We start from the raw sequence: 10,144 nt of genomic DNA on the forward strand, positions 1-10,144 counted from the left end.
ACTTGGGAGGAAAAGGGTCTGGGCCAGAAAGTACACGGCCGGAATGAGAATAATAGCCTTTCGGGCAGGGGGAAGATAACAGCACTACCGAGTCTCTAATTGCAGATTTCCCGACATGGGACGTTGAACACGGGCTACTGCAGCTGCCCTCGGCATTGAGCCCGGCGCAGTCATGCATCACCTGGGTGTCTGGCAACATGACACAAGCCTCGGCCATGGGTTCCGCCTCAAAAGAGGTCGCGGCAACTCCCTGTGCAACGGGGAGAAGAGCCACGAGCAGTAGTACTGCCAGTCCCATAAGCCGTGTGGTCATCGCACTGATATCCTGATTACAGAACAGCTAAAACATCTTCCGCGTGGGAAGATAATCGTCCACTTTAACCTACATTGACGGAGGTGCAAACAGACACGCTCCATCACCGTATCCGCCAATGCGGCTACCAGAGCAAGATGTTGGCGGCGCACATAAGTTCCTCAGAAGCTTGGGTGTGGGGACTATCCGGGGATAAAACATCCGCTCTCCCTCGAGCCCTCAGTCGAGTGAAAATCATGTTCTTTCACGTTGATCGTTTCCCCCATTGCCCCCCTCATGCAATGATGCAATCAATGGGCACGTAATATTGTCCGGATGGGCATGGCACTGCTCAACCATCTCGCCCAGTACCTTCTCGATTCTCCCCAGTTGGTCGATTTTCTCACGCACGTCCCGCAACTTGTGCTCGGCCAGAGCGCTGGCCTCCTGGCAGTGAGCGCCATCTTCAAGTTGTAGCAGGTCACTGATTTCGACAAGACTGAAGCCCAGCTGCTGAGCCGTTTTCACGAACATTAACCGCTCGATATCAGCTGGACCATAGCGCCTAATACCACCTGGAGGACGTTCCGGCTCCGGTACTAGACGTCGCCGCTGGTAATAGCGGATTGTCTCGACATGGACGTTGGCAGCCTTCGCCAGGCCACCGATGGTCAATGAATTCGCTTTATCCGGCATACCCCTTGACTCCGTAGCTGACTACGGAAGTAATCTTATCTCATCGAATGAAACCATGAAAGGTGTCAGCGTTATGTCGAATTCCAAATCGGGGCGTGTCCCCTTGGCTGCGGGAGGTATTGCGGGCCTTTTGGCTTCGGCCTGCTGCCTCGGACCGCTGGTACTTGTCGCGCTGGGTGTCTCCGGTGCCTGGATGGGCAACCTCACGGCTCTTGAACCTTACCGCCCGATTTTCATCGGCGTTGCATTGGTGGCCATGTTCTTCGCCTGGCGTCGAATCTTCCGGCCAGTGGAACAGTGTCAAACCGGTGAAGTGTGTGCCGTACCACGGGTGCGAACGGCTTATAAGGTGATCTTTTGGGCAGTAACGGCACTGATACTGGTCGCCCTGTTGTTTCCCTATGCTCTTCCTCTGTTTTATTGAAAGGAGATTGTCCCATGAAAATGCGCTTTGCCATGACGTTGCTTTTCGCCCTGCTCAGCATGCCCTCTTGGGCCGCCATGCAGACAGTGACGCTTTCGGTTCCGGGGATGACCTGTTCCGCATGCCCCATTACCATCAAGCTGGCCTTGAACAAGGTGGACGGTGTTTCACAAGTCGACGTGAGCTATCCGGATCGAGAAGCCATGATTACCTTTGACGACACACGAACATCGGTGGAAGCCTTAACCCAGGCAACGGGCGATGTCGGCTATCCCTCCACCCTGAAATCCCTGGAAACGGACAGTAAGTGAGTTGTGATAAAGGACTCCAGGCGCCCTCTGTTACACGCGACTCGGCGCCTGCCGTGACAATGCCCCAGTAATTCAAGGAACTCGGAATGAATAGTGACAAAAACCTGCATATCGCTGTGATTGGTAGCGGCGGCGCAGCCATGGCGGCTGCCCTGAAGGCCGCGGAGCGTGGCGCCCGCATCACCCTGATCGAGCGCGGCATTATTGGTGGTACCTGCGTGAATACCGGCTGCGTGCCGTCGAAAATCATGATTCGTGCCGCGCATATCGCGCATCTGCGCACGGAGAGCCCATTTGACGGGGGCGTCAGCGCCCAGATACCGAAGGTGGACCGGGCGAAACTGCTTCAGCAACAGCAGACGCGTGTCGAGGAACTGCGCGACGCCAAGTACGAAGGGATTCTGCGCGACCAGACGGCAATCACGGTCCTGAACGGTGAAGCCCGGTTTGTCGATGGCAATAACCTGGTGGTCCAGTTGAACGAGGGCGGCGAGCAGAACGTCCATTTCGATCGCGCCTTTATTGGCACTGGCGCCCGCCCCGCAGAGCCGTCGATACCGGGGCTGGCTGAGACGCCTTATCTCACCTCCACCAGTGCGCTGGCATTAATTACTGTGCCTGAACGGCTGATCGTGATCGGCGCCGGTTTTGTTGCCCTGGAATTGGCTCAGGCGTTCGCCCGGCTGGATAGCAAGGTCACCGTGTTGGCCCGCAGCCGCCTGCTATCCGGTGAAGAACCCGCCGTCGGTGAGGCCATAGAGGCGGCGTTCAGGCGCGAGGGCATCGAGGTGCTCAAGCAGACCCAGGCCAGCCGTGTGGACTATACCGACAATGAATTCGTTATCGAGACCAATGCCGGTACCTTACGAGCTGATCAACTGCTGGTGGCGACCGGCCGGATACCCAATACCGAAAACCTGAACCTGGCGGGCATCGGTGTGGAAACCTCCCGTGGCGCGATTCAGGTGGATGGGCAACTGCAAACCACGGTCCCCGGTGTCTATGCCGCCGGTGACTGCACCGATCAGCCGCAGTTTGTCTACGTCGCCGCTGCCGGGGGCAGCCGGGCTGCGGTCAACATGACGGGAGGCGAGGCCACCCTGGATCTCAGCGCCATGCCGGGGGTGATGTTTACCGACCCTCAGGTCGCCACAGTTGGCCTGACAGAGGCCGAAGCGCTCAAGCAGGGCTACAATGTGGACACCCGTCTGCTGGATCTGGAAAACGTGCCGCGAGCGCTGGTGAATTTCGACACCCATGGCTTTATTAAGATGGTGGCCGAGCGCGATTCGGGACGCTTGCTGGGGGTGCAGGCGGTAGCCGGGGAAGCCGGTGAACTGATCCAGACGGCAGTCATTGCACTTCGGTCACGGATGACCGTGCAGGACATCGGCGATGAACTGTTTCCTTATCTGACCATGGTGGAAGGCCTCAAGCTCTGCGCGCAAACCTTCACCAAAGACGTGAAACAGCTGTCCTGCTGTGCGGGATGAGTATTTGCCAAGGCGCCTTCAACCCAACCTCTATCATGCAAGTTCGGACGCTTTCTGGTGCCTTAGGCGAGCCATGAGCAGCTTGGCAACAATCGGTAACAGGGTAATGCCACTGACCAGGATCAGAAGCCCGGTCACCACCCCGGACTCAGATGCCATGAGCAAGCCACCAAACGCTGTGATCAAATACGCTGTCGGAATAACACCGGCCAGAGTTGCGACCACGAATCGCCAGAACGCGATCGGTGTCAGGCCGGCTGCATAGCTGACGGCATCGAAGGAGATAAAGGGCACCAATCGCGACGCAAAAATGACAAGCATCAACCCGCCCTGGGAGCGGTCCTTGCCCAGCCAATTCAATACCGGACGTACCCGCCTCCAGCGATGGATAACGTCGTACCCCAAGGATCGAGCAATGGCGAAAGCGATCAGTGCGCCGGCCTCAGCACCGATAACTACGATGACTGTTCCCCATAGCGATCCATAGGCCGTACCGGCAACCATGGCGATCGGGGCGCTGGGGATCGGGCTCAGGACAATGGCCGTGATCATCAGGCCAATGATACCCACCGGCCCCCAATACCCCAGTTGGTCAATCCATTCCGACAAGGCCGCCTTGTTGGTCACGGTGGTCAATGCTCCGGTCTCCAGCATGACCCAATAGATCGCAGCCAGTGCAACCAGCAAGAGCAGAACCCCGACTACTTTTGCTTTTGCGTTCGGTCTAACTCCCATGCCTGCCATGGGTACCCGATGAAATTCATGGTTCAGGGTGGTAGTCATAGTCTCCTCTGGCGTTCTTACTCGCGCGTCCAGAATCGTCCCTGTTTTTCGAAAACAGGTACTTGCCGAGGGCTGCGACGCCAAGTACCAAGGCGACGATGAGCAAAAGGGATATCAACCCCCTTCCCGCCATTCCAAACATGCATGCCTCATTCGTCATCATGTCAATCTCCTGATTCTGTGTGTGCCAGGCCTCTTACGAGACACTGGCCTGTGCGGCTCCGCTTTCGCTGATACTGCTCTCCACGGAGCTTCCGCTATCGGATTTGAACCGGCCCAGTCGGAGGGAATTGGTCACCACAAACACACTGGAAAGGCTCATGGCACCCGCAGCCAGCATGGGGTTGAGCAGATAACCGGTAAACGGGAACAGAACACCTGCGGCCACGGGGATCAGTGCCAGGTTGTATCCGTAGGCCCAGACAAAATTGCCAAGAATCGTTTTGCGGGTGCGCCGGGAGAGCGCTGCAGCATCCACGATGCCCCGGAGGTCGCCGCGCATCAGAACCACGTCGCCGGCCTCGATGGCAATGTCGGTACCGGTGCCGATGGCGATACCCACATCGGCTTGCGCCAGGGCCGGTGCGTCATTGATACCGTCACCCACAAAAGCAACCCGGGCACCTTCCTCTTGCAGGCGCTTCACTTCGGACGCTTTCTGGTCCGGCAATACCTCCGCAAGCACCCGTTCGATACCGGCTTGCCGCGCAATCGCCTCGGCGGTGGCGCGGTTGTCACCGGTGAGCATGGCCACGCTGAGCCCTGATGACTTGAGCGCAGCAATCGCTTCCACCGAGCCGTTCTTGAGCGGATCGGCCACGGCAATCAGCGCGGCGAGGCGTCCGTCGACGGCAACATACAGCGGGGATTTGGCTTTTTCAGCAAGTGACACCGCATCGTCGGCGACGCTGGCCAGGTCGATACCGAGGCGGCGCATATAACGGTCCGCGCCCACATTGATCCGGCGTCCGGCCACCTGTGCCTGGATGCCGTAGCCCGGCTCCGCCTGGAATTCACTGATCGCGGGTAACGTGAGGCCCCGATCCCTTGCGCCCTTGACGATGGCTTCCCCGATGGGATGTTCACTTTCGGTCTCCACAGCCGCAACCCAGGCCAGGACCTCATCCTCGCGGCCTTCCACCAGTATGAAATCTGTCAGCTCAGGCTGGCCCCGAGTCAGGGTGCCGGTTTTATCGAGGACGATGGTGTCCATCCGAGACAGTGTCTCCAGGGCCGCGCCTTTGCGGAACAGCACGCCCATTTCGGCGCCCTTACCGGTTCCGACCATAATGGCTGTTGGCGTAGCCAGTCCCATCGCGCAGGGACAAGCAATCAGCAGTACGCTGACCGTCGTGACGAAGGCAAAGGACAGGGCCGGCTCGGGCCCGAAGCTGAACCAGGTGATGAACGTCAGAATCGCGAGCACAATCACAATGGGAACGAAAATTCCCGCTATCTTGTCGGCCAGCGCCTGAATCGGGGGTTTATCAGCCTGGGCCGATTCCACCATTCTGATGATCTGTGCCAGAACGGTGTCCGCACCGACCCTCGTAGCCCGGAACGTCAGGGAACCGTTCTTATTAATGGTTCCACCCACCAGCTCGGCGTCTTTCTGTTTGGCCACGGGAACGGGCTCGCCGCTGATCATGGACTCGTCCACGTAGGATTGGCCTTCCTCCACCACGCCATCAACAGGAACCCGCTCTCCCGGGCGCACCTGGATACGGTCACCAGGTACCACGGCTTCGATGGGCACTTCGACGGCTTCCCCATCCCGAATGACACGGGCGGTCTTGGCCTGCAATTGCAGAAGTTTTTTGATTGCCTCCGACGTCCGGCCTTTGGCGACGTGCTCAAAGTAGCGTCCCAGCAGAATGAGCGTCACGATTACTGCCGCTGCCTCGAAATAGCTTTCGGCGGTACCGGCGGGAAAGAATCCTGGAACCAGCAGTGCTGCGACGGAGTAGAAATAGGCAGCGCTGGTGCCGATCATAACCAGGCTGTTCATGCCAGGATTGGCATGGCGCAATTCAGTGTACCCGGACCGGAAAAACCTCAGTCCGGCATAAAACAACACCGGCGTGGTTAGTAGCCACTCAATTGCCATCCATCCCCGATGGGGTAAGACACTGACATATAGAGCCTCAAGAGCAGGGATCATTTTACCCATGGCAATCAGAACAATCGGGATAGTCAGCGCCGCAGCGAAGAGCACTTTCCGGCGGAGGTCGATGCCCTCCCTGTCCTGCTCTTCCGTTTCGCTATTGGCGTCCGGCTCCTGAGGTTCATACCCTGCGTCGCGGATAGCCTGATGAATTTGCGGCACTGACAGGGTGTCAGACAGGAACTCCACAAACGCTTTCCGGGTAGTCAGATTGACACTGGCCTTAACCATGCCGGGTTGCTTGTTCAATGACTGCTCAATCCGGGATACGCAGGAGCCGCAGCTCATGCCGACGACCGGAATCTCAGCCGACTGTAGCCGTGGCTGGTAGCCCGCCTCCTTAATCGAGTCGATTAGCATGGCCGGCGTGGTAGGCTGGTCAAATTCCACGGTGGCTTTTCCGGTCGCCAGATTCACCTGGGCTTCCGCAACGCCGGGCTCACCCATGAGCGCCTTTTCAATCCGCCCGACGCACGAAGCGCAAGACATTCCATCAACACGAATCTCTATTCGTTGCATACCCGTTTGGCTCCTCGGCACAGCTAACTCCGTGCCTTTAATCAGTTCATTCGCAGGCAACTGGCAGCGTCACCCTCGCTGGGCTATGGCTTCGACAATCGGGCAGCCGTCCATGGGTCCTTCACCGGAGCATTCCTCCAGGGTTTCCGACAGGACGGCCTCAATGCGGGACAGGCTCTGAATCTGATGCCGGATTTTTTCCAGTTGCTTCTTTGCAATTCGCTTGGCCTCGGCGCGGTCGCCATTGGCGTCCTGAAGCATCAGGAGTTCGCGAATCTCATCAAGGGTGAAACCCCATTGCTTGGCGTGGATGATGAATTGCAGCCTGGCGATCGCATCCTCGGGGTAACGACGATAATTCGATTGGTTTCGGGCAGGCTCGGGCATGAGATTTTCCCGCTCGTAAAAGCGAATGGCATGGCTGGCCACGCCGCTTTTATCAGAGAGTTCGCCAATATTGAACGTTTTCATTCTTGCACCTCAAAACAAGTGATCAATGACTGATGCCAACCATAACCTTAAAGTGAACTTTAAGGTCAAGGCATTTTTTCATGCTTTGTCAGACCGGTGGCGGTACACCAAACTGACCCAAGGTCCCCCGTTTTGAGTCAAGTGGGGCGAAAAGACGGAGACACTGTAATGAAGGGTTTTGAAAGGCTGGTTACGCTGATGTTAGGACTTTTCCCGTCCCTTTTCGCATTCGCTGATGGGCCCGGGCGCCCCCAGTGAAGTGTGGCGCTACAGGGCGGAATTGCTGAAAGGTCCAAAAAACACAGTCTCCGAAAATCCGGACAGTTACCTCGGCCCAACGATCCGGCTACGCCGCGGCCAAACCGTCAAAATCCATATTCACAATGAGCTGCCAGAGGACACCACCGTCCACTGGCACGGACTTCACGTGCCGTCCGACGTAGACGGACAGCCAAGACTACCGATCCGCCCAGGCGAGACAATGACTGTTGGCTTCGAGGTATTGGACCGGGCCGGACTGTTCTGGTACCACTCTCATGCCCACGGCAAGCAAGGTGGTCGCGTAGGATTTCAAAGTTACGCAGGGTTGGCCGGACTCCTGATCGTTGAAGACGAGGAAGAAGCGGACCTCAAATTGCCGTCGGGCGATAACGAGCTGCTGCTGGTGCTTCAGGACCGCACCTTTGCTGGTAACAATGAACTGGTTTACATGGGCCGTGGCATGGGGTCCATGATGGACCGTATGCACGGTTTTCTGGGGGATAGAGTGCTGGCTAACGGGGCGCCTCCAACCACCCGCAAGGTTGCCACCCGCCCCTACAGAATTCGAGTCCTCAATGGGTCCAACGCCCGCATCTACAAACTGGCCTGGAGCGACGGGCGACCTGTCACCGTTATCGGTGCAGACGGCGGCCTTCTTCAGGAACCGGAAGACAGGCCTTACGCCGTGCTGGCTCCGGCTCAGCGGCTTGATATATGGGTCGATCTTTCCGAGTTCCAGCCGGGTGATACGCTGGAGCTTATCAGTGACCGTTTCCGGGCAGGCATGATGAGCGGAGGTATGATGGACGGAATGGGCATGATGGGCAGCAACGCCCTGCCCCTTGGCAGCCGATTCCCCTTGGCCAGGCTGGAGGTGTCCAAGTCATTAAAGGCCAGCGAACCTTTACCGGCACAGCTAGGTGTGCAGCGGCAAAAAATACCGGTAAACAGCAATACGCGAATCCGGTCGTTCGAGTTAAGCCCGGTGATGATGCGGGGATTTGCCATGAATGGCCGGCGGTTTGACGGAACGAATGTTGCTGATGACGAAAAAGTCCGCCTTGGTGACACGGAAATCTGGGAATTCCACAACAGCACACCGATGCCTCACCCGATGCATATTCATGGCTTGCAATTCAACGTTGTAGGGCGACGAGGCGGCAACTCGGACAGTCTACAGCAGGGCCTGGTAGACAGTGGCTGGCACGACACGGTTCTGGTTATGCCTCGTGAAACGGTTCAGGTGGCGATGAAATTCGAGCGCTTTGACGGCCTTTACATCTACCACTGTCATAACATGGAACATGAGGATGCAGGGATGATGCGCTATTTTCAGGTGCAAAGCGAGTTATGGTGATTTCTGGTGTATGGAAGCAGGTTGAAGGGGTGGCGTATCCTGTTGGTTGATCACCGCGACGATCACAACCAACAGAGGAATGATACGCCATGTCCAAGTCTAACCTGCATGCTCTTTCACAACCAGAGGTAGCCGGCAACGATCCCTTGCACGAGTTAATCCGTCAGGGTGCCCGTGATCTGATTGCACAGGCTGTCGAGACGGAGCTGGAGAGCCTGTTGAAGCAGTGCGCAGACGTCAAGACACCGGATGGCCGCCGTGCTGTGGTGCGCAATGGGCACCTTCCCAAACGCACTGTTCAGACCGGCGTCGGCGACGTAGAAGTCCAGGTTCCCAAAGTCCGGGACCGCAGTGGCTCTGGCATTCGCTTCAACAGCCACCTGCTGCCACCCTACCTGAAGCGTGCCCGGAGTCTGGAGGAACTGATTCCCTGGCTCTACCTGCGGGGCGTCTCCTCCGGTGACTTCCAGGAGGCCCTGAGCGCGCTGGTCGGCGAGCAGGCCAACGGGTTGTCGGCGAACACGGTCTCCCGGCTCAAGGCGAAGTGGCTGGATGAGCACAAGGACTGGCAGCGCCGGGACTTGAGCCAGAAACGCTATGTGTACTGGTGGGCCGACGGCGTGTACAGCAACGTCCGGCTGGACGATCGACTCTGTCTGCTGGTAATCATCGGCGTGACTGAGCATGGCCACAAGGAATTGGTGGCTGTCGAGGATGGCCACCGGGAGTCCGAGGCCAGTTGGCGAGAGCTGCTCACGGACTTGCGGGAACGTGGTCTGGAGCCGTCGCCCAGGCTGGCTGTGGGTGACGGCGCACTGGGCTTCTGGAAGGCTCTGAGCAAAGTGTTTCCGGACACCCGGCACCAGCGGTGCTGGGTGCACAAGACGGCCAATGTGCTGGACAAGCTGCCCAAGTCGGTGCAACCGAAGGTGAAGTCAGCCTTGCATGAGATCTACCTGGCAGAGACTCGTGACAGCGCCCACAAGGCGTTTGACAGCGCTTTGCGGCGGTTCCGGGACAAGTACCCGAAGGCCATGGAAAACCTGGAGAAGGACCGGGATGAGCTGCTGGCCTTCTACGATTTCCCGGCGATTCACTGGATTCACTTACGGACCACCAATCCGATTGAATCCACCTTCGCCACAGTACGGCTGAGAACCAAGCGGAGCCGGTCTTGTGGCAATCGCGACACCACGTTATCGATGGTGTTCAAGTTGCTCCAATCCGCCCAGAAACGCTGGAAGCGGATCAAGGGGTTCAACCAACTGAAGCTGGTCGTGGACAACGTGCAGTTTCAGGATGGAATACCGGTGGAGGATCAATCTGACAGGAGCGCTGCCTGATGGTCATACACCAGATTTGACAATAACTCG

10 protein-coding genes are annotated in these 10,144 nt (G+C 57.8%); 5 read left to right on the forward strand and 5 right to left on the reverse strand.

What is annotated here, in order from left to right; genetic code table 11:
* Window positions 1-547: 547 nt before the first annotated feature.
* Complete coding sequence (gene merR, locus AC13E3_RS23305; RefSeq protein ID WP_008173749.1) at window positions 548-988, reverse strand: Hg(II)-responsive transcriptional regulator; 441 nt, start codon at window positions 986-988, stop codon at window positions 548-550.
* Between the two features lie 73 nt (window positions 989-1,061).
* Between merR and merT the strand changes: the two genes are divergently transcribed.
* The 3 genes from merT to merA all read left to right on the forward strand — a co-directional run bounded on the left by merT (window position 1,062) and on the right by merA (window position 3,216).
* On the forward strand, window positions 1,062-1,412 hold the full coding sequence (gene merT, locus AC13E3_RS23310; protein WP_008173743.1) for a mercuric ion transporter MerT: 351 nt from the start codon (window positions 1,062-1,064) through the stop codon (window positions 1,410-1,412).
* A 14-nt stretch (window positions 1,413-1,426) separates the two neighbouring features.
* Window positions 1,427-1,723 carry a mercury resistance system periplasmic binding protein MerP gene (gene merP / locus AC13E3_RS23315; protein ID WP_008173740.1) on the forward strand — a complete coding sequence of 99 codons (297 nt, stop codon included), beginning with the start codon at window positions 1,427-1,429 and terminating at the stop codon, window positions 1,721-1,723.
* Between the two features lie 86 nt (window positions 1,724-1,809).
* Window positions 1,810-3,216, forward strand: coding sequence for a mercury(II) reductase (gene merA / locus AC13E3_RS23320; RefSeq protein WP_008173739.1), 1,407 nt, complete (start codon window positions 1,810-1,812; stop codon window positions 3,214-3,216).
* A gap of 33 nt (window positions 3,217-3,249) precedes the next feature.
* On the opposite strand, the gene AC13E3_RS23325 is transcribed toward merA, so the two are convergent.
* From AC13E3_RS23325 to AC13E3_RS23340, 4 genes are all read right to left on the reverse strand, one after another.
* Window positions 3,250-3,999, reverse strand: coding sequence for a TVP38/TMEM64 family protein (locus AC13E3_RS23325; RefSeq protein ID WP_008173737.1), 750 nt, complete (start codon window positions 3,997-3,999; stop codon window positions 3,250-3,252).
* Window positions 3,977-4,162 (reverse strand): hypothetical protein, encoded by a 186-nt coding sequence (locus AC13E3_RS23330; protein WP_008173735.1) that lies wholly within the window; start codon window positions 4,160-4,162, stop codon window positions 3,977-3,979. Before AC13E3_RS23330 ends, AC13E3_RS23325 begins: the two co-directional genes overlap by 23 nt.
* A gap of 33 nt (window positions 4,163-4,195) precedes the next feature.
* Window positions 4,196-6,682: a heavy metal translocating P-type ATPase gene (locus AC13E3_RS23335; RefSeq protein WP_482902616.1), complete on the reverse strand. Its 2,487-nt coding sequence runs from the start codon at window positions 6,680-6,682 to the stop codon at window positions 4,196-4,198.
* Window positions 6,683-6,751: 69 nt separating this feature from the next.
* A complete protein-coding gene (locus AC13E3_RS23340; protein WP_482902617.1) occupies window positions 6,752-7,153 on the reverse strand; it encodes a heavy metal-responsive transcriptional regulator in 402 nt (133 codons plus the stop codon).
* Window positions 7,154-7,388: 235 nt separating this feature from the next.
* On the opposite strand from AC13E3_RS23340, the gene AC13E3_RS23345 reads away from it, so the two are divergent.
* On the forward strand, window positions 7,389-8,771 hold the full coding sequence (locus tag AC13E3_RS23345; protein WP_482902618.1) for a multicopper oxidase family protein: 1,383 nt from the start codon (window positions 7,389-7,391) through the stop codon (window positions 8,769-8,771).
* A gap of 89 nt (window positions 8,772-8,860) precedes the next feature.
* Window positions 8,861-10,114 (forward strand): IS256 family transposase, encoded by a 1,254-nt coding sequence (locus tag AC13E3_RS23350; protein ID WP_008172221.1) that lies wholly within the window; start codon window positions 8,861-8,863, stop codon window positions 10,112-10,114.
* The last annotated feature ends 30 nt before the right edge of the window (window positions 10,115-10,144 follow it).

The organism is Marinobacter sp. L-80 (assembly GCF_056859395.1).